Here is a 17,577-nt window from a genome sequence, read left to right as displayed (position 1 = left end):
AACAGCCAGGTGGCGACGCTCTGTTCGCCCCCGCTAAAACGGCAGCCTCGGCTGCCGTTTTTCTTGTGATGGCCTGACGCCTGAAGGCCGTGCCGGCCATGGCATTGCCCGCCTTAATTTTCCCTTAAGTTTGGCTTCTTAAGCTGCCTGCCGTGTCCGGGCCTCGCTGCCCCTTGCCGCCATCACCTCGGGAGAAGGGAGCGGCAAGCGAGACTGCAACAAGAGGTGCCCTCTGTGGCCCCTGTCCTGCCTGGTTTGTCGGAGTATCGTTATGCGCATCACCCTGGGTGTGATGAAGGTGAATCTGTTGCTGGTGCTGTTGTTTGCACTGGTATTCAACTGGCCCATTTTCCTGCACTTTTACACCATTCTCACCAAGCTGGAACACGTCAAGACGGGCTTTGCCCTCTCGATCCCCTTCGTGCTGCTGGCCGCGCTCAACGCGGTGTTCCTGCCCTTTACCTTTCGCTATCTGCTCAAGCCCTTCTTCGTGCTGCTGATCCTGATGGGATCCGTGGTCAGCTACGCCATGCTCAAGTACGGCGTCATCTTCGACGTGAGCATGGTGCAGAACATCGTCGAGACCAACACGGGGGAGGCGACTTCCTACTTCAATGCCTCCATCCTGCTCTGGTTCGTGCTGACCGGCCTGCTGCCGGCGCTGGCCCTGCTGTGGGTGAAGATAGAGTATCCCCGTCCCTGGTATAAGGGGCTGGGCCTGCGGCTTGGCTCCATCGCCCTGTCACTGCTGTTTCTGGTGGGGGTGGCGGCGCTCTATTACCAGGATTACGCCTCGGTCGGGCGCAACAACAAGTCCCTCGGCAAGGAGATAGTGCCCGCCAACTATGTGCACGGCCTCTATCGCTACGCCACCGACATCCTGTTTGCCACCCCGATCCCGTATCAGCCGTTGGGGACGGATGCCAGGGTGGTGGGGCAGGGCGGCAAGCCGACCTTGATGTTCCTGGTGGTGGGGGAGACGGCGCGCAGCCAGAACTACTCCCTCAACGGTTACGGGAAGGCCACCAACAGCTTCACTGCGCGGGAATCGGGCATGGTCTCGTTTCGCAACGTGCGCTCCTGCGGCACCGCCACCGCGGTCTCGGTGCCCTGCATGTTCTCCAACCTGACACGGCGCGGCTATGACGACACCCTGGCCCAGTCCCGCGACGGCATGCTGGATGTGTTGCAGCATGCCGGCGTCTCCGTGCTGTGGAAGGAGAACGACGGCGGTTGCAAGGGGGTGTGCAAGAACGTGCCTACCATCGAGATCGAGGCCAAGGATTTTCCCCAGTACTGCCAGAAGGGTTCCTGCTACGACGAGGTGATGCTGGAGGGGCTGGATCGGCAGATCGCGCAGATGAAGGGCAACAAGCTGGTGGCCTTCCACCTGATGGGCAGCCACGGCCCGACCTACTATCGCCGCTATCCCGCCAGTGAACGGACCTTCGTGCCGGATTGCCCGCGCAGCGACATCGAAAACTGCACCAATGAAGAGCTGGTCAACACCTATGACAACACCATCCGTTACACCGACAAGGTGGTGGCCCGTCTCATCGACAAGCTCAAGACGCTGGAGCAGGATTACAACGTGGGGCTGGTCTATCTGTCGGATCACGGCGAATCTTTGGGGGCCATGGGGCTCTACCTGCACGGCACCCCCTACAAGTTTGCCCCGGACGATCAGACCCGGGTACCGCTGATGACCTGGTTCTCACCCCAGTTGCAGGCCGATCGCCAGCTGGATATGACCTGTCTGCAGCAGGAGGCGGCCAGCAAGCGCTTCTCCCACGACAACTTGTTCCATTCCATGTTGGGGATCATGGATGTGCAGACCCAGGTGTATGATGGAGCGCTGGATCTGTTCAAACCGTGTCGGACGGGCTAACCCGGCGAACAGCACACAATAAAAAACGGCAGCCACTGGCTGCCGTTTTTTATTTCGCAAGGCCTCGGCCTTACTTCTGCTCCATGATGATCTGCAGCAGATCCCCTTCCAGCAGGGCTCGCTTCACCAGCGCGAAACCACCGACGGTGGGTTGATTCTGGAAGCGTGCCTTCACGATGGGCAGGCCGCGATGGAAGCTTGGCAGCGACTGGTGCTCCACGCAGCGGCGGATGGCCGGGAACAGGATCTCTTCGGCGGCGGTGATTTCGCCCGCGATCAGCACCTTCTGCGGGTTGAACAGGTTGACCGTGATGGCCACCGCCCGCCCCAGATGCTCACCCACGTTCTCGATCACGCTGCGGGCCAGCTCGTCACCGGCCATGGCAGCCTTGCACACCTCCTGGATGGTGATGTGCTTCTCTTGCAGCGAGCTCAGGTGGCCGCGGCTGATGAGCTCCTTCACCTTGTCGACGATGGCCTCGTTGGAGGCGATGGTCTCCAGGCAGCCGAAGTTGCCGCAGTGGCAGCGCTTGCCGAGCGGTTCGACCTGGATGTGGCCGATCTCGCCGACGTTGCGGTTCTGGCCGAGGAACACCTTGCCCTTGGTGATGATGCCCGAACCCGCCCCCTGGTGGACGCTCACCAGGATGGAGTCCATGCAGTCGCGGGACTCGCCGAAGAAGTGTTCGGCCAGTGCCAGCGAGCGGGTGTCGTTGCCCACGTAGCAGGGGAGGTTGAAGTGGTTTTCCAGCAGCTTGGCCAGCGCCAGATTGCGGATCTGGTACTTGGGGGTGTAGATGACCATGCCCGATTCCGGATTGACCAGACCCGGCATGGTCAGCGCGATGCTGATGAGGTTGCGGCTGCGATCCTGCTGGGAGTCGATGAAGGCTCCGATCTCCCGCAGCAGCATGTCGACCACCGGCTGTTGCTCGATCTCGGTCACCTGAGTGATGTGTTGATCGAGCTCCTTGCCGTCGAGGTCATACAGGGCGAGCTGCAGGTAGCCGCGGCCGAGCTTGGCGGACACAAACTGGAAGCGATGTTTGATGGTGGTCAGGGAGATGGCGCGCCGTCCGCCGGTGGAGGCTTGCGGCGAGGTCTCCTTGATCAGGCCATGCTCGATCAGTTGCCGGGTTATCTTGGTCACGCTGGCCGGGGCCAGCTGACTCAACTCGGCAATTTTGACCCGCGAGATGGGCCCCTGCAGATCGATGAGCCGATACACGGCTGCACTGTTGACCTGCTTGATAAGATCTACGTTTGCTATTTGTCCGCCAGTCATAGTGTCACTGTGTTGTGTAGTGTCCGTTAACCACGGTCCCGCAGACCGTGAAGGCCTGATCAAAGACAGTCAGGTTGGCTATTTTTCCGACCTGGATACTACCGAGACGTGAGTCCCATCCAATGGCGCGAGCAGGGTAAAGGGTGGCCATTCTCAGTGCTTCATCGAGCGGTAATCCGACCTGTTTGACCAGATTCTCCACCCCCTCAATCATGGTGAGGGCAGAGCCGCCGAGTGTACCATTCTCGTCGACGCACTGACCATCGCGGAAATAGACGGTTGCGCCACAAAAATCAAACTTCTCAAAGCCTTCCGGTGCCCCTGCCGGTGCGGTCGCGTCGGTGACCAGCACCAGTCGCTCTCCGAGCATCTTGTGCGCGAGGCGCACGTTGGCCCAGTGCACGTGATGGCCGTCGACGATGACGCCGGCGTAGACATCCTTGCGATCGTAGATGGCACCGACCACGCCCGGCTCGCGGCCGTTCACGGTCGGGGTCATGGCGTTGTAGAGGTGGGTGGCAAAGCGGATGCCGTTGTCGAACCCGGCCATCGCCTGATCGTAGTTGGCAGCGGTATGGCCCGTGGAGACCAGAATGCCGGCCTCCACCAGCCGGCGGATGTGCTCCGGCTTGTTGCGCTCCGGCGCCAGGGTGATCTTGGCGATGGCATCTGCGTTGGCGCAGAAGAAGTCGATCATCTCGTCGGCGGGCTGGCGGATCTGCTCGGCTGGGTGGATCCCCTTGCGCTTGAGGTTGGTGTAGGGCCCTTCCAGATGGACGCCCAGTACCTCGTTGGGGTGCGCAGCCATGTAGTCGCGGGTGACGGCGACGGCCTGCTTCATGTCCGCATCCGGGCTGGTGATCAGGGTCGGCAGGAAGCTGGTGGTACCGGATTTGAGGTTGGCGGCCTGCATGGTCGCCAGGGTCTGGGTGGTGATGTGGCCGTTGAACATGACGCCGCCACAGCCGTTGAGCTGGACGTCGATGAAACCGGCGCTCAGGTTGGCACCCTTGAGATCAATGCGTTCGATGCCAGCCGGCAGTTCGGCCAGGCGGGAGATGGCGACAATCTTGTCGCCCTCGATGACCACTCCGTAACCGGTCAGCACGCAGCTGCCGGTGTAGAGGGTGCAGTTGGTCAATGCGTACATGGTGACTCCTTACAGACGGCCGATGTTGGTGGCTTCGAGCTGCTGGAAGTAACGCACCGTCTTGACCTTGAGCTCCATGGTTGAGGGCTCGTCACACACCATCATTCCCTTCGGATGGAGCTGCAGGGTGGAGATGGTCCACATGTGGTTGACGCTGCCTTCCACCGCGGCCTGCAGGGCCTGGGCCTTGCCGTGACCGGTCACCAGGATCATGATCTCCTCGGCATCCATCAGGGTACCGACACCCACGGTCAGCGCCAGCTTGGGCACCTGCTCCATGTCGCCGCCAAAGAAGCGGGAGTTGGCGATGCGGGTGTCTTCGGTCAGGGTCTTGACCCGGGTGCGGGAGGAGAGGGAGGAGGCCGGTTCGTTGAACGCGATGTGGCCGTCGTTGCCGACACCGCCCATGAACAGGTGGATCTTGCCGTAGGACTTGATCTTCTCTTCGTAGCGTTTGCACTCGGCCACCAGATCCGGGGCGTTGCCGTTGAGGATGTTGATGTTCTCGGGGCGAATGTCGATATGGCTGAAGAAGTTGTTGTGCATGAAGCTGTGGTAGCTCTCCGGGTGATCTTCCGGCAGGCCGACGTACTCGTCCATGTTGAAGGTGACCACGTTCTGGAAGCTCACTTCACCGGCTTTATGCAGTTCAATCAGGCGCTTGTAAGTGTTGAGCGGGGTGCCGCCAGTGGGCAGGCCCAGTACGAAGGGGCGCTCGGCAGTGGGTTTGAACCCATTGATACGGTCAACGATGTAACGGGCAGACCACAGGCCCACTTGGCTGGCAGATTTCAACGGGATCAGGCGCATTGTAGATACCTCTGTACGGGTTGCTGCCGGGATGTCGGCGGCAAATAGACTAGGACGGATTCAAGTTGTTTTATAGCGTAAATAAAGATTGCGAACTAAGCCACATCTATCCGCCACCTTTATCTCGTTTGGGTGATAATGATCACGATTATAGGTTTATTAATTTGCGCAGCGAAATAAAAGCCCTAGACTGCCAATCAAGCCTTGATGGCTTATGCGTCAAACGTGATAAGCACTTAATTTCTAGAAAAACATTAACTAAGGAGAGGAACCGTGAACATTCTCGGTTATTTGCAAAAGATCGGCCGTGCCCTGATGGTGCCGGTAGCGGTATTGCCTGCCGCCGCGATCCTGATGGGGATTGGCTACTGGATTGACCCGAATGGTTGGGGTGGTGGCAGTCCTGTCGCCGCGTTCCTGATCAAGGCCGGCGCAGCCATCATCGACAGTATGCCCGTGCTGTTCGCTGTCGGTGTTGCCTATGGTATGTCCAAAGATAAAGACGGTTCTGCCGCGCTGGCCGGTCTGGTCGGTTTCCTGGTGGTGACCACTTTGCTGAGCCCGGGCGCCGTTGCCCAGATCAAGGGTATCCCGGCCGATCAGGTTCCGGCTGCCTTTGCCAAGATCAGCAACCAGTTCGTCGGTATCCTGTGTGGTGTCATCGCCGCTGAGCTCTACAACCGCTTCAGCAGCGTGGAACTGCACAAGGCGCTGGCCTTCTTCTCCGGCCGCCGTCTGGTGCCGATCGTAACCTCCGTGGTGATGATCGTCGTCTCCTTCATCCTGATGGCCGTTTGGCCGGTCATTTACGGTGGTCTGGTGAGCTTTGGTGAATCTATCGTCAGCCTGGGCTCCACCGGCGCCGGTATCTACGCCTTCTTCAACCGCTTGCTGATCCCTGTCGGTCTGCACCACGCCCTGAACTCCGTGTTCTGGTTCGACGTGGCCGGCATCAACGACATCCCGAACTTCCTGGGCGGCCAATCCTCCATCGACGCCGGCAAGGGCATCGTGGGTGTGACCGGCATGTATCAGGCTGGCTTCTTCCCGATCATGATGTTCGGTCTGCCGGGTGCCGCGCTGGCCATCTACCACTCCGCCAAGAAAGAGAACAAAGAGAAAGTTGCGTCCATCATGATCGCAGCCGCCTTTGCCGCCTTCTTCACCGGGGTGACCGAGCCGCTCGAGTTCTCCTTCATGTTCGTGGCACCGGTGCTGTACGTCATCCACGCCCTGCTGACCGGTCTGTCCGTGTTCATCGCTGCCTCCATGCAGTGGATTGCCGGCTTCGGCTTCAGTGCCGGTCTGGTGGATATGGTGCTCTCCAGCCGCAACCCGCTGGCGACCCACTGGTACATGCTGCTGGTACAAGGACTGATGTTCTTCGGTCTCTACTACGTGGTGTTCCGCGCCGTCATCGTCAAGTTCAACCTGAAAACCCCGGGTCGTGAAGATGACGAAGCAGTACCGGCACAGGCTCAGACCACCGACCGTACCGAACTGGCACGCCAGTATCTGGAAGTGCTGGGCGGTCAGGAGAACCTGGTGACCATCGATGCCTGCATCACCCGTCTGCGTCTGACTCTGAAAGACCGCAGCATCGTTGACGAGCGCAAGCTCAAAGCCCTGGGCGCGGCCGGTGTGGTCAAGCTCGGTGAGCAGAACCTGCAGGTGATTCTGGGCCCATTGGCCGAAATCATCGCCGGTGAGATGAAGGCCCTGCGTTAATCGGGCGCCAAGCTCGCCTCAAGTCTAAGTCCATTGTTGACATAACTAAGGGCCCCGCCTCGGGGCCCCATATAAAAAAAGCCAAGAAAATCCAACCTTTACTTCAAATGAGAGCAGCAGTTATGAACTTGAAACATTCTCTGTTAGCCATTGCCATGTCTACCGTTTTCGTCAGCCAGGTGCAGGCAGCCGATGCCGCCAAGCAAGCCGTGGTCGACGCCCTCGCCAGCAACCTCGTCGTCAAGTACGAAGTCGTCACCAACGACGGTGCCGGCGCCGGCCTCGACTGCCAGGCGCTGGGCTCCGAGTGGGCGAGCTGCGGTGTTGCCAAGCTGCACCTGACCAATACCGGTGCTGACGTTACCTCCAAAGACTGGAGCATCTATGTCTCCTCCATCCGTCGCATCCAGCGGGTGGACAACGACCAGTTCACCATCACCCACCTGACCGGCGACCTTTATCGCTTGACGCCGACCGAGAAGTTCCAGGGCTTTGCCAAGGATGCCACGGTCGAAGTGCCGCTGGTGGTGGAGTACTGGGTATTGTTCGAATCTGACATCATGCCGAACTGGTATGTCGCCAGCGAAGGGGCCGAGCCGAAAGTGCTGGCCAGCATGAGCAACATCGACGATGCCACCACCTACGAGAAGCCGATGCCGGCCGACGGCTGGAAGCGCACCAAGGATGACAACAACATCCTGATGAACAGCGAAACCCGTTTCGCCGCCAACCAGACCAGCAGCTTGCTGCCGGCTGGCAAGGTCGACAACCAGATCCTGCCGACCCCGATGAAACAGGTGGTCAAGGCCGGCCCGCAGGTCGACTTCTCCACCATCAAGCTCAATGCCCTGGACCTGCCGAGCGATCGCGCCGAAGCCCTGAAGGCTCAACTGACCAAGCTGGGTGTTACCCTCTCCGACACCGGCTACCCAGTGACCATCAAGCTCGGCAGCAAGCTCAAGCAGGCCGAAGGCTACGACATGACCATTGGCCAGAAAGGCACTGTGGTGCAGGGTCACGACATCGAAGGCGCCTTCTGGGGTGCCCAGTCCCTGATCTCCCTCCTGGGTGTCAACGACAAGCTGGTCAGCCAGATGCACGTTGAGGATGCGCCGCGCTTTGAATACCGTGGCATGCAGACCGACGTGGCCCGTCACTTCAGAAGCCCTGAGACCCTGAAGAAGCTGGTGGACCAGATGTCCGCCATGAAGCTCAACGTGCTGCACCTGGGGCTGACCAACGATGAAGGCTGGCGTCTGGAGATCCCGGGTCTGCCGGAGCTGACCGACGTCGGTAGCCAGCGTTGCCACGACGAGTCCGAAACCAAGTGCCTGATGCCGCAGCTGGGCTCAGGCCCGACCAGCGACAACCAGGGTTCCGGTTTCTACAGCAAGGCCGACTACATCGACCTGGTACGCTATGCCAAGGCCCGCGGTGTGACCGTGATCCCCGAGATCAACATGCCGGCGCACGCCCGTGCCGCCGTGGTCTCCATGGAAGCGCGTTACAAGCGCCTGATGGCTGAAGGTAAAGAGACCGAAGCCAACCAGTTCCGTCTGACTGACCCGGCCGATACCTCCAACGTCACTTCGGTGCAGTTCTACGACAAGATGTCCTTCATCAACCCCTGCCAGCCGGGCGCCGCCACCTTCGTGGCCAAGGTGATGGACGAAGTGGCCCAGATGCACCAGGCCGCCGGCCAGCCGCTGACAGCCTGGCACTACGGTGGTGATGAGGCGAAGAACATCATGCAGGGCGGTGGTTACCAGGATCCGGCCGTCACCAAGAAAGAAGAGCTGGTCGCCTGGAAGGGCAACGTCGACTCCAGCAAGCAGGACAAGCCGTTCGGCAAGTCTCCGATGTGCCAGAAGATGATCGACGATGGCAAGATCAAGGACGTGGCCGAGCTGCCTGTCTACTTCGCCAAGGAAGTGAGCGAAATGGTCAAGGGCCACGGCTTCTCCACTCTGCAGGCGTGGGAAGATGGTCTGAAGTACGCGAAGGATGCCAGCGTGTTTGCCACCGACAAGACCCGGGTCAACTTCTGGGAAACCCTCTACTGGGGTGGCTTCAACGAAGCGATGAAGTGGGCGCACAAGGGCTATGACGTGGTGCTCTCCAACCCGGATTACCTCTACTTCGACTTCCCGAACGAGGTACACCCGGCCGAGCGCGGCTACTACTGGGCCACCCGCTTCAACGACACCCGTAAGGTGTTCGCCTTCGCCCCGGAAAACCTGCCGCAGAACGCCGAGACCTCGGTTGACCGCGACGGCAACGCCTTCGTGGCCAAGGGTGACCAGGATCCGGTCAAGTTCAAGGGGATCTCCGGTCAGCAGTGGAGTGAAACCGTGCGTACCGACGCGCAATACGAGTACATGGTCTACCCGCGTATCTTCTCCATGGCCGAGCGTGCCTGGCACAAGGGCGGCTTCGAGCTGGACTACGTGAAGAACCGCGAGTTCTCCGGTACCACCAAGTTCGTCAACAAGGCCACCCTGAACAAGGAGTGGAACCAGTTCGCCAACGTGCTGGGTCAGCGCGTGCTGCCGAAACTGGACCAGGCCGGGGTGGAATATCGCCTCTCCGTACCGGGCGCCAAGGTGGTGAACGGCGTGCTGGAAGCGAACGTGGATCTGCCGGGTCTGCCCATCCAGTACAGCCTGGATGGCAAGAGCTGGAGCGCCTACGACGCTGCCGCCAAGCCGACCGTGGATGGCAAGGTCTACCTGCGTACCACCAGCTTCGATGGCAAGCGCACCAGCCGCGTCACCGAGCTGAACTGATAGCCTTCAATCCATAACGCAAGGTGGGTCACAAGACCCGCCTTTCCCAAGGGCGATTGCCATCGGGCTTGGGAAAGGTTGACTGTGCGTGTGAGCCTTTGTTGTGTGTGTGTATTGTCTGTTTTTGTTTTTCATCACCTTGAACCCCGCCTCGTGCGGGGTCTTTTTTTTCGCCAGTCAGTCAAACCGGCCCCAGTACGAGTTGTTTTGCGGTGCCAGTATCCCGAAACGGGCAAATTCAGGTTGAGACAGGGCGCGTAATGAGGGATCATATCCGGCTTGACGGCGGGGGTATGAGGGTGCCAGCCGGCACAACTTCCGCCAGTGACGCATTTTTGAGGTGAGCCATGAGTCAGGCGAACAGCCCAACTAACTTTATTCGTCAGATCATTGATGAAGATCTGGCCAGCGGTAAGCACAGCAGCGTGCATACCCGTTTTCCGCCCGAGCCGAACGGTTATCTCCATATCGGTCACGCCAAGTCCATCTGCCTGAACTTCGGCATCGCCCGCGACTACCAGGGCCAGTGCAACCTGCGCTTCGACGACACCAACCCGGTGAAGGAAGATATCGAGTACGTTGAGTCCATCAAGCAGGACGTGCAGTGGCTCGGCTTCCAGTGGAACGGCGAGATCTGCTACTCCTCCGACTATTTCGACAAGCTGCACGGCTATGCCATCGAGCTCATCGAGAAGGGCCTGGCCTACGTGGACGAGCTCTCTGCCGAGCAGATGCGCGAATACCGTGGCACCCTGACTGCGCCGGGCAAGAACAGCCCGTTCCGCGATCGTTCGGTGGCCGAGAACCTGGCCCTGTTCGAGAAGATGAAGAACGGCGAGTTTGCCGAAGGCGCCGCCTGCCTGCGCGCCAAGATCGACATGGCATCCCCCTTCATGGTGATGCGCGATCCCGTCATCTATCGCATCAAGTTTGCCCACCACCATCAGACCGGTGACAAGTGGTGCATCTACCCGATGTATGACTTCACTCACTGCATCTCGGACGCCCTGGAAGGGATCACCCACTCCATCTGTACGCTGGAGTTCCAGGACAACCGTCGCCTGTACGACTGGGTGCTGGACAACATCACCATCGACTGCCACCCCCGTCAGTACGAATTCTCCCGGCTGAACCTCGAATACACCGTCATGTCCAAGCGCAAGCTGAACCTGCTGGTGACCGAGAAGCACGTGGACGGTTGGGACGATCCGCGCATGCTGACCGTCTCCGGTCTGCGTCGTCGTGGCTATACCCCGGCCTCCATCCGCGAGTTCTGCAAGCGCATCGGCGTGACCAAGCAGGACAACATCGTCGAGATGAGCATGCTGGAAGCCTGCATCCGCGAAGATCTCAACGAGAATGCACCGCGTGCCATGGCCGTGCTGCACCCGGTCAAGGTGGTCATCGAGAACCTGGCCGCCGATGAAGTGCTGACCGCCCCGGCCCACCCGAGCAATGCCGAGATGGGCACCCGCGAGCTGAACTTCACCCGCGAGATCCTCATCGATGAAGCGGACTTCAAAGAAGAAGCCAACAAGCAGTTCAAGCGACTGGTGCTGGGCAAGGAAGTGCGCCTGCGCAATGCCTACGTCATCAAGGCCGAGCGGGTCGAGAAGGATGCCGATGGCAAGGTCACCTGCATCTACTGCTCTTACGATCCCGAGACTCTGGGCAAGGATCCGGCCGATGGTCGCAAGGTGAAAGGGGTGATCCACTGGGTCAGCGCCACTCACTCCCTGCCGGCCGAAGTGCGCCTCTACGACCGCCTGTTCAAAGTGCCGAACCCGGGCGCCGAAGAGGACTTCGAAGCGGCCCTGAACCCGGACTCCCTGGTGATCATCGAGGGCGCCCGTGTCGAGGCTTCGCTGAAGAATGCCAAGCCGGAGCAGGCTTACCAGTTCGAGCGTGAAGGTTACTTCTGTGCCGACAACAAGCTCTCCAGCCCGGAGCATCTGGTGTTCAACCGCACCGTGGCCCTGCGCGACGTGTGGGGCAAGGCCGAGGCCTGATAACAGAAGAGGGCAGGGGAGACCCTGCCCTTTCTTGATCTGGGAGCCTGTTTAGAGAGGTTGTCGGCGAGGTGAAGAGCAGCACAGGAACCGGCGCGTATAGAGATACGTGAGGGGTCCGAGCAGCAGATGAGCCTTGAGCACGGCCGCGGAGCAAGACCGTAACCGGGTTCTAAATGACGGACACAAAAAAGCCAGCGCGATGCTGGCTTTTTTATTGGCTCTGTCTGGCGGGTCAATCTTCGTGCTTGCACTCGCCGGCGGCGCAGTGGCCGTACAGATAGAGACTGTGATTGGTCAGCCTGATGTTGTGCTGCTGAGCGATATCGCGCTGGCGCTGCTCGATCACCTCGTCGGAGAACTCGATCACCTTGCCGCAGTCGAGGCAGACCAGGTGGTCGTGGTGTTCCTGGGTGGCCAGTTCGAACACCGACTTGCCCCCTTCGAAGTGGTGACGGGTAACAATACCGGCATCATCAAACTGGTTGAGAACGCGATATACGGTAGCGAGACCAATCTCTTCACCCTGGTCGATCAGTCGTTTGTACAGATCTTCCGCACTGGTGTGCTGGCAGTCCGGCTGTTGCAGGATTTCCAGGATTTTGACACGGGGCAAGGTGATCTTGAGCCCGGCCTTTTTTAACGCTTGGTTGTTGTCTGCCATATTCTATTTATTCGCATTCTCGAAGGTGTGGTTATTCTGATTGACTGCCGCTGGAATGGCAACCACGAACTCGCTTGGCCTGTCATTATAGGTCGTAGCTCACCTAAAAATAAACCCAGTAATTCAAGGGCTTTAGCGCAGATGGCGCCATCCGGTGGAATTGGCCGGATTCTCGTGACGGCTTGCTCGTTTGGTGAATGTTGATAAAATGTAACCTTCTTCACTCTCTGGTCGGATGAGATCCATGGATTGGCTTTTTGACAATGCGGCCTGGGTGCGCCGCGCCCTCAACGCCTGGCCTCCTTTCTGGGGCGCCGGCATCAAGATAGAGACATTGAGCGATGATTTTCGCTTCTGCCGGGTCACCCTCAAGTCCCGCTGGTGGAACAAGAACGCCAACCGCACCCAGTTTGGCGGCAGCATGTTTGCGATGACCGATCCCATCTATCCACTGATGCTGATGGGCTATTTCAAGAACCGCTATTACGTCTGGGACAAGGCGGGCAGCATCAACTACATCAAGCCGGGCAAGGGCAAGCTGGTGGCCGAATTCAACCTGACCGACGGCAAGCTGGCTGCCATCGTGGCGGCGACCGATGGGGGAGACAAGCACTTCCCCGAGTTCGAGGTGACGGTGCAGGATCAGAGCGGCGAGCTGGTGGCCCAGGTCAAGCGCACCCTCTATGTGCGGGCCAAACCGGAGCACCGAAGTGGCGAGAGAGCATGAGCCAGAAAACAACAAGGGCCCCGTGGGGCCCTTGTTGTCAGAGAGGCTGGCGAGCCTGGATCACTCCAGCTCGGCCAGGCACATCTCTTCGTGCAACTGCTTACACCAGCCCTTGACGCGCTCGGCGGTCAGCTCCGGCTGGCGATCTTCGTCGATGCCCAGACCCACGAAGTGCTTGTCGTCCACCAGTGCCTTGGAGGCTTCGAATTCGTAGCCGGCGGTTGGCCAGTTGCCGATGACGATGGCGCCTTTGGCTTCGACGATGTCACGCAGGGTGCCCATGGCGTCGAGGAAGTACTCGGCATAGTCTTCCTGATCGCCGCATCCGAAGATGGCGACCAGCTTGTTGGTGAAGTCGATCTCTTCCAGCTCGGGGAAGAAGTCGTCCCAGTCGGCCTGGGCTTCGCCATAGTACCAAGTCGGGATACCGAACATCAGCAGATCGAAGCTGTCGATGTCGGCCTTGCTGCTCTTGGCAATGTCACGGACTTCAATCAGTTGTTTGCCCAGTTCTTTCTGGATCATCTTGGCGACAGCTTCGGTATTACCGGTATCGCTGCCGAAAAACAGACCTACACTAGCCATAGTGTTTAGTTACCCGTATCTGGTGTTAATGCTTAACGGTCAGATTGTGATGCCTGCAGCATGTGCAGACTCAATCTGTTGCTTCAGGATAGATTGGATCAGCTCGGCTCGGCTGACGTTCTGTTGTAACGCAAGTTGGTTCAGGCGTTCCAGCAACTCGGCCTCCACCTTTAACTCTACCCGCTTCAAACCGTTCTCCCGATCGCGCTTGAGCTGGTTGCGCTTGTTGATCTTGAGCTGGGTCTCGCGGGGGAGTGGGTTGGTCTTTGGCCTGCCGGGGCGCTTCTCATTTGCGAACAGATCCAGTGTTGTTCGATCAGTTTGCTGTTTGGCCATACATCACAGATGAAAATAAGTTAGCCGATGCCTGAGCCTTCCCAGCCCAGTTCGATCAGCCCCTTGGCGACAAAACCTGCACAACCCAGGAAGAGTACCAACCAGACGATGAGTCGGCCGAAACGGGGCACGTTGCCGCGTTTGAGCACGTCCTGAATGGCCAGGCCAATCAATACGAAAATGGCCACAAAGAATAACTTCAGGCCCAGACTCTCAATCAGGTCGATATGTTCACTTAGCATGGATTGCGCACACTCCTTATGACGGGCGCACTATATCACAAAGGGTTTGAAACTGTTAACCGCCTGTCGACAGGAAATCCACAACCAGTTTGTTGAACAAAACCGGCTTTTCCGCGTGCAGCCAGTGACCGGTGCCGGCGATGACCCGGGCCTTGGCGGCGGGAAATTGCGCCATCACAGTCTCGGTATGCTCGGGCTGCATGTAGTCGGAATCCCCCCCCTTGATGAACAGTGCAGGCCCCTCGAAACGGCTCTGGGCATCGGGCCAGCCCATGATGTTGGCGTAGTTGCGCTCAAGGGCCGGGACGTTGAAACACCAGCCCCAGCCGTGCCCGGTTTTGGCAAACGACTTGAGCAGGAACTGGCGTACGCCGGCGATCTCGATGTGCTGCGCCAGGATGGCTTCCGCTTCGCTGCGGCTTTGCGGAGCCTGTTCTAGGGTGGCGTTGAGGCCGGCGAACACATTCTGGTGGCGGGCGTGGGGGTAGGCGACCGGCGCGATATCGGCCACCACCAGCTTGGCAACGCGCGTTGGCGCGAGCTTGGCCAGCTGCATGCCCACCTTGCCCCCCATGGAGTGACCCACGATGGCCACCTGCTCAAGCCCGAGCCGATCCAGCAGGGCGAGCAGATCGGCGGCCTGGGCCGGGTAGCTCATCTCGTCGGAGTGAAAGGAGGCGCCGTGGTTGCGCAGATCGACGCTGATGACCCGGTATTGTTCGCTCAGCGGGCGCGCCAGCAGGCCGAGGTTGTCGAGGCTGCCAAACAGCCCGTGGATCAGCACGACGGGCTGGCCCTGGCCCTGGCCCTGCTCCTTGAAGTTCAATAATGGGTTTTGTTGCAAAATGACACCTTGTCGGTCGTGAGTGCGTTGCTCGTTGTGGTTTAACACACTGGAAAGAAAAGGATTTCACTCATTGCGGAGCAAAAAAGTGTGGTTTTTTTTCTAAAAAAAGTCTGCCAGATCGGCTATCAGTGCGACGGATCACACACTTGGCCCGCTATTATGCCGTATTCTCGATGAGATTCATGCACATCTGTCCGCCCCTTGCTTGGGCTGCCGGGTTTGCCTATGTATAATCGCCGCATCCGAATTTCGACGAGTCCAGCGCATCCCTATGAAAACCATCGAGCTTGATGACGATCTCTACTTCTATATCGCCAGCCAGACCCGGCACATCGGTGAGAGTGCCTCCGATATCCTGCGCCGCCTGCTGGAACAGCCCGCCAACCAGGCTGCCCCGGTGGCCGAGCCGGTGATGACGGCCCAGCCGCACGCCGTGGCCGATGCCATGGGGCTGGAGGCGCTGCTCGACTCCGGTGAGCTGCAAAAAGAAGAGAAGTCCATCAACCGCTTCATGCAGGTGCTCAGTACCCTCTACCGGGATGACCCGGTCGGGTTTACCCAGGCCACCGAAATCAAGGGGCGCAAGCGCGTCTATTTCTCGCGGGATCCCGATGCCCTGCGCGCCAGCGGCAGCACCACCAAGCCCAAGCCGGTGCCGGAGACCCCGTTCTGGGTGATCACCAACACCAACACCAGTCGCAAGCAGAACATGGTGGCCCAGCTGATGACCAGCATGGGGTATGGCGATGAGGTGATCGCCCGGGTGTGCGGCGCAATTTAACGCTTCATCAGACTCAGGCCTTGCCGGGCAAGGCCGCCATCAAGCAAGGACAACGCCATGGCACAGCATTCCCACGCCGGTCAGCCGGCCCGTTTGAGCGACCTGACCAACATCCCCCGTCTGGTCAGCGCCTACTACCTCAACAAGCCCGACATGAGCCGCCCCGAGCAGCGGGTTGCCTTCGGCACCTCCGGCCACCGCGGCAGCGCCCTGCACAATGCCTTCACCGAATCCCACATTCTGGCGGTGACCCAGGCGCTGGTGGAGTATCGCCAGCAGGCCGGCATCACGGGTCCGCTGTTTGTCGGCATGGATACCCACGCCCTCTCTGAATCCGCCTTTGCCAGCGCGGTGGAAGTGCTGGCGGCCAACGGCGTCGAAACCCGCATTCAGGCCGGTCTTGGCTTCACCCCGACCCCGGTCATCTCCCACGCCATCCTGCGTCACAACGCAGGCAAACCGGCGGCCCTGGCGGACGGCGTGGTGATCACCCCGTCCCACAATCCGCCGGAAGACGGTGGCTTCAAATACAACCCGCCCCACGGCGGCCCCGCGGAAGGGGAGATCACCAAGTGGGTGGAGGATCGTGCCAACGCCATTCTGGAAGCGGGTCTGGCCGGCGTGAAGCGCATGCCGTTCGCCGAGGCCCTCAAGAGCCCGTTCGTGGTCGAGCACGACTATGTCACCCCTTATGTAGATGATCTGAAGAACGTGCTGGACATGGAGGCCATCAAGCAGGCCGGCATCAAGATCGGTGTCGATCCGCTGGGCGGCTCCGGCGTCGCCTACTGGGACGTCATCGCCAAGACCTATGGTCTGAACATCGAAGTGGTGAACTACAAGGTCGACCCGACCTTCTCCTTCATGACCCTGGATAAAGACGGCAAGATCCGGATGGACTGCTCCAGCCCGTTCGCCATGGCCAGCCTGATTGCCCTCAAGGACAAGTTCGACATCGCCCTTGGCAACGACCCTGACTACGACCGTCACGGCATCGTCACCAAGTCCGGCCTGATGAACCCGAACCACTATCTGGCGGTGGCAATCCAGTATCTGTTTACCCATCGTACCGGCTGGTCCAAAGAGTCTGCGGTCGGCAAAACGCTGGTCTCCTCTTCCATGATCGACCGGGTGGCCGGCGAGATTGGCCGCACCCTCAAAGAGGTGCCGGTCGGCTTCAAGTGGTTCGTGGATGGCCTCTACAGCGGCGAGTTCGGCTTTGGCGGCGAGGAGAGCGCGGGCGCCTCCTTCCTGCGTAAAGACGGCACCGTCTGGACCACCGACAAGGATGGCTTCATCCTGGCGCTGCTGGCGGCGGAAATTCTGGCGGTGACCGGCAAGGATCCGCAGGCTCACTACGACGCACTGGAAGCCAAGTTCGGCCGCTCCAGCTACCGCCGCATCGACGCCCCGGCCAACAGCGCCCAGAAGGCGGTGCTCTCCAAGCTGGATCCGGCGCTGGTGGAAGCCTCCACCCTGGCCGGTGAGCCCATCCTTGCCAAGCTGACCAAGGCGCCGGGCAACGATGCTGCCATCGGCGGCCTCAAGGTGGTGACCGAGAACGGCTGGTTCGCGGCGCGCCCCTCCGGCACCGAGTCCATCTACAAGATCTACATGGAGAGCTTCAAGGGCGAGGCGCACCTGGACCTCATCCAGCAGGAAGCCCAGCAGATCGTCTCCGCCGCCCTGGCCAAGGCCGGGGTCTGAGTTCGACTCAAGCACCCGCGGAATATGAAAGA

15 protein-coding genes are annotated in these 17,577 nt (G+C 59.8%); 7 read left to right on the top strand and 8 right to left on the bottom strand.

The window, feature by feature from the left end; translation table 11 throughout:
* Nucleotides 1-271: 271 nt before the first annotated feature.
* Complete coding sequence (locus ACB032_RS08340) at nucleotides 272-1,888, top strand: phosphoethanolamine transferase (RefSeq protein WP_371137733.1); 1,617 nt, start codon at nucleotides 272-274, stop codon at nucleotides 1,886-1,888.
* 70 nt (nucleotides 1,889-1,958) lie between these two features.
* Here ACB032_RS08340 and ACB032_RS08335 read toward each other — a convergent pair whose 3' ends face one another.
* The 3 genes from ACB032_RS08335 to nagB are packed head-to-tail and all read right to left on the bottom strand — an operon-like array spanning nucleotide 1,959 to nucleotide 5,133.
* A complete protein-coding gene (locus ACB032_RS08335) occupies nucleotides 1,959-3,173 on the bottom strand; it encodes an ROK family protein (protein WP_016350209.1) in 1,215 nt (404 codons plus the stop codon).
* A 4-nt stretch (nucleotides 3,174-3,177) separates the two neighbouring features.
* Nucleotides 3,178-4,323 carry an N-acetylglucosamine-6-phosphate deacetylase gene (nagA, locus tag ACB032_RS08330; RefSeq protein ID WP_371137732.1) on the bottom strand — a complete coding sequence of 382 codons (1,146 nt, stop codon included), beginning with the start codon at nucleotides 4,321-4,323 and terminating at the stop codon, nucleotides 3,178-3,180.
* Between the two features lie 9 nt (nucleotides 4,324-4,332).
* Nucleotides 4,333-5,133: a glucosamine-6-phosphate deaminase gene (nagB, locus tag ACB032_RS08325; protein WP_371137731.1), complete on the bottom strand. Its 801-nt coding sequence runs from the start codon at nucleotides 5,131-5,133 to the stop codon at nucleotides 4,333-4,335.
* A 273-nt stretch (nucleotides 5,134-5,406) separates the two neighbouring features.
* Between nagB and nagE the strand changes: the two genes are divergently transcribed.
* The 3 genes from nagE (at nucleotide 5,407) to glnS (ending at nucleotide 11,656) form a co-directional block, all read left to right on the top strand.
* Nucleotides 5,407-6,861, top strand: coding sequence for an N-acetylglucosamine-specific PTS transporter subunit IIBC (nagE, locus tag ACB032_RS08320; RefSeq protein ID WP_371137730.1), 1,455 nt, complete (start codon nucleotides 5,407-5,409; stop codon nucleotides 6,859-6,861).
* A 122-nt stretch (nucleotides 6,862-6,983) separates the two neighbouring features.
* Nucleotides 6,984-9,647, top strand: coding sequence for a beta-N-acetylhexosaminidase (locus tag ACB032_RS08315; protein WP_011705425.1), 2,664 nt, complete (start codon nucleotides 6,984-6,986; stop codon nucleotides 9,645-9,647).
* A 347-nt stretch (nucleotides 9,648-9,994) separates the two neighbouring features.
* Entirely contained in the window at nucleotides 9,995-11,656 is a 1,662-nt protein-coding gene (gene glnS / locus ACB032_RS08310) for a glutamine--tRNA ligase (RefSeq protein ID WP_227289860.1), read from the top strand.
* 235 nt (nucleotides 11,657-11,891) lie between these two features.
* Here the strand turns inward: glnS and fur are convergent, their stop codons facing one another.
* Nucleotides 11,892-12,320 carry a ferric iron uptake transcriptional regulator gene (gene fur, locus ACB032_RS08305; protein WP_011705427.1) on the bottom strand — a complete coding sequence of 143 codons (429 nt, stop codon included), beginning with the start codon at nucleotides 12,318-12,320 and terminating at the stop codon, nucleotides 11,892-11,894.
* A gap of 244 nt (nucleotides 12,321-12,564) precedes the next feature.
* Between fur and ACB032_RS08300 the strand changes: the two genes are divergently transcribed.
* Nucleotides 12,565-13,047: a DUF4442 domain-containing protein gene (locus tag ACB032_RS08300; RefSeq protein ID WP_016350215.1), complete on the top strand. Its 483-nt coding sequence runs from the start codon at nucleotides 12,565-12,567 to the stop codon at nucleotides 13,045-13,047.
* Nucleotides 13,048-13,107: 60 nt separating this feature from the next.
* Here the strand turns inward: ACB032_RS08300 and fldA are convergent, their stop codons facing one another.
* Genes fldA through ACB032_RS08280 form a run of 4 tightly spaced genes read right to left on the bottom strand, consistent with a single transcriptional unit; the run spans nucleotide 13,108 to nucleotide 15,036 of the window.
* Nucleotides 13,108-13,632: a flavodoxin FldA gene (gene fldA, locus ACB032_RS08295; protein WP_011705429.1), complete on the bottom strand. Its 525-nt coding sequence runs from the start codon at nucleotides 13,630-13,632 to the stop codon at nucleotides 13,108-13,110.
* Between the two features lie 39 nt (nucleotides 13,633-13,671).
* A complete protein-coding gene (gene ybfE / locus ACB032_RS08290; protein WP_011705430.1) occupies nucleotides 13,672-13,968 on the bottom strand; it encodes a LexA regulated protein in 297 nt (98 codons plus the stop codon).
* A 20-nt stretch (nucleotides 13,969-13,988) separates the two neighbouring features.
* On the bottom strand, nucleotides 13,989-14,210 hold the full coding sequence (locus ACB032_RS08285; RefSeq protein ID WP_011705431.1) for a DUF2788 domain-containing protein: 222 nt from the start codon (nucleotides 14,208-14,210) through the stop codon (nucleotides 13,989-13,991).
* A gap of 55 nt (nucleotides 14,211-14,265) precedes the next feature.
* Nucleotides 14,266-15,036, bottom strand: a complete 771-nt coding sequence (locus ACB032_RS08280) for an alpha/beta fold hydrolase (protein WP_371137830.1) — start codon at nucleotides 15,034-15,036, stop codon at nucleotides 14,266-14,268.
* Between the two features lie 292 nt (nucleotides 15,037-15,328).
* Between ACB032_RS08280 and seqA the strand changes: the two genes are divergently transcribed.
* Together seqA and pgm are read left to right on the top strand one after the other, a co-directional pair.
* Nucleotides 15,329-15,838, top strand: a complete 510-nt coding sequence (seqA, locus tag ACB032_RS08275) for a replication initiation negative regulator SeqA (RefSeq protein ID WP_118881555.1) — start codon at nucleotides 15,329-15,331, stop codon at nucleotides 15,836-15,838.
* Nucleotides 15,839-15,895: 57 nt separating this feature from the next.
* Nucleotides 15,896-17,545: a phosphoglucomutase (alpha-D-glucose-1,6-bisphosphate-dependent) gene (pgm, locus tag ACB032_RS08270; protein WP_371137729.1), complete on the top strand. Its 1,650-nt coding sequence runs from the start codon at nucleotides 15,896-15,898 to the stop codon at nucleotides 17,543-17,545.
* The last annotated feature ends 32 nt before the right edge of the window (nucleotides 17,546-17,577 follow it).

Origin of the sequence: Aeromonas sp. S5(2024) (assembly GCF_041403025.1) — a bacterium.
Classification (GTDB): Bacteria; Pseudomonadota; Gammaproteobacteria; order Enterobacterales; family Aeromonadaceae; genus Aeromonas; species Aeromonas hydrophila.
The sequence above is the reverse complement of the archived record's forward strand: the minus strand, read 5'-3'. Positions and strand labels throughout refer to the sequence as shown.

Bases quoted from the DNA above. Each gene is read 5' to 3' on its own strand.
- ACB032_RS08340 (WP_371137733.1), top strand. From the start codon at position 272: ATGCGCATCACCCTGGGTGTGATGAAGGTGAATCTGTTGCTGGTGCTG.
- ACB032_RS08335 (WP_016350209.1), bottom strand. From the start codon at position 3,173: ATGACTGGCGGACAAATAGCAAACGTAGATCTTATCAAGCAGGTCAAC.
- nagA (WP_371137732.1), bottom strand. From the start codon at position 4,323: ATGTACGCATTGACCAACTGCACCCTCTACACCGGCAGCTGCGTGCTG.
- nagB (WP_371137731.1), bottom strand. From the start codon at position 5,133: ATGCGCCTGATCCCGTTGAAATCTGCCAGCCAAGTGGGCCTGTGGTCT.
- ACB032_RS08315 (WP_011705425.1), top strand. From the start codon at position 6,984: ATGAACTTGAAACATTCTCTGTTAGCCATTGCCATGTCTACCGTTTTC.
- glnS (WP_227289860.1), top strand. From the start codon at position 9,995: ATGAGTCAGGCGAACAGCCCAACTAACTTTATTCGTCAGATCATTGAT.
- fur (WP_011705427.1), bottom strand. From the start codon at position 12,320: ATGGCAGACAACAACCAAGCGTTAAAAAAGGCCGGGCTCAAGATCACC.
- ACB032_RS08300 (WP_016350215.1), top strand. From the start codon at position 12,565: ATGGATTGGCTTTTTGACAATGCGGCCTGGGTGCGCCGCGCCCTCAAC.
- fldA (WP_011705429.1), bottom strand. From the start codon at position 13,632: ATGGCTAGTGTAGGTCTGTTTTTCGGCAGCGATACCGGTAATACCGAA.
- ybfE (WP_011705430.1), bottom strand. From the start codon at position 13,968: ATGGCCAAACAGCAAACTGATCGAACAACACTGGATCTGTTCGCAAAT.
- ACB032_RS08285 (WP_011705431.1), bottom strand. From the start codon at position 14,210: ATGCTAAGTGAACATATCGACCTGATTGAGAGTCTGGGCCTGAAGTTA.
- seqA (WP_118881555.1), top strand. From the start codon at position 15,329: ATGAAAACCATCGAGCTTGATGACGATCTCTACTTCTATATCGCCAGC.
- pgm (WP_371137729.1), top strand. From the start codon at position 15,896: ATGGCACAGCATTCCCACGCCGGTCAGCCGGCCCGTTTGAGCGACCTG.